The organism is Vibrio sp. 10N.261.55.A7 (genome assembly GCF_002877365.1).
In the GTDB taxonomy this organism is placed as follows: Bacteria; Pseudomonadota; Gammaproteobacteria; order Enterobacterales; family Vibrionaceae; genus Vibrio.
Genome location: NZ_MCWZ01000232.1, coordinates 1 through 1,173 on the forward strand (window position 1 = coordinate 1; position 1,173 = coordinate 1,173).

2 protein-coding genes are annotated in these 1,173 nt (G+C 46.1%); both read right to left on the reverse strand.

Annotation, left to right across the window (positions count from 1 at the left end; translation table 11 throughout):
• A partial coding sequence (locus tag BCU12_RS10955) for an ATP-binding cassette domain-containing protein (protein ID WP_133153869.1) occupies window positions 1-555 on the reverse strand: 555 nt, incomplete at its 3' end.
• Window positions 555-1,173: ABC transporter permease subunit (locus tag BCU12_RS10960; protein WP_241909812.1), on the reverse strand; the 619-nt coding region annotated here is incomplete at its 5' end. The genes BCU12_RS10960 and BCU12_RS10955, both read right to left, overlap by 1 nt.

The following is a 1,173-nucleotide window of genomic DNA, read 5'->3' on the forward strand; positions in this document are numbered from 1 at the left end:
TGGCTCGTCGGCAATGAGTATTTTTGGCTTGGTCGCAATCGCCATTGCAATCATGACTTTTTGACACTCTCCGTCGGTTAATTCATACGGATAGCTGTCCATTAGGCCTTTATGATCTTTAATCCCTACTTTATGAAGAAGTGTTATTGCTTGCTTCTTACGCCACTTTAATCGCTCCCACCATCTGCCTGTAAATGATTTGGACGGAATAGATTCGACAAGCTGCTTACCGACTTGTTCGGACGGATCGAGACAGGTCGAAGGCTCTTGGAAAATCATTGCTATGTCACGGGCGATTACTTTCCTTCGCTCTCGGGGTGTCAGTTGCAGTAAATCGATATTGCCAAAACGCATTCTATCGGCGGTGACGTTCCAGTTTTCTTTACAAACGCCAACAATAGCCTTAGCAACTAGGCTTTTCCCTGAACCTGATTCACCCACCAATCCGCGGATTTCACCTTCATTGAGAGTCAGGCTCATTCGATCAACGGCTTTAACCAGCCCTTGAGGGGTATCGATTTCAATGGTTAGGTGACGAATATCTAATAAAGGCATTATTCGGTCCCTGCGTTTAGAGCTTGGCGAACCCCTTCACCGACGAGGTTAACGATAACCACTGCCACCATGATCGCAAAGCCTGGAAGGGTCACTGTCCAAGGAGCGAGGTATATCAATTCCACTGAGTCTCCCAATATCGCTCCCCACTCAGAGCTAGGCGCTTGTGCCCCTAACCCTAGAAATCCAAGGGCTGTTATGTCTAAGATTGCAATCGACAACGCATACGTAAGTTCAGTGGCGATGACAATTAAGATATTTGGGAGTATGGAGTTCCAAAGTAGGTAGAAATCATTGGCGCCATCGAGGCGAGCAGCCATTATGTAGTCTTTTTCGATCTCAGCGTGGACAGCAATATAGACACTTCGAATGAACCTAGGGATCAAAGCTAAGCAAATGGCCAATAGAATATTGAATTCACCAAAGCCAAGAAAGGCAACGAAAATAATCGCCAGAAGCAGAGAGGGGATGGACATTATGGTGTCGAGCAAGTGGTTTAACGTGCTTGATAAAAGGCCCTTAGTCATTCCCGCTAAAATACCAATAGTGCACCCAATAATGGCAGCAATCGCAGTAATTATGATGGCAGCGCCAAAGGTAAGTTGAGAGCCCATGATG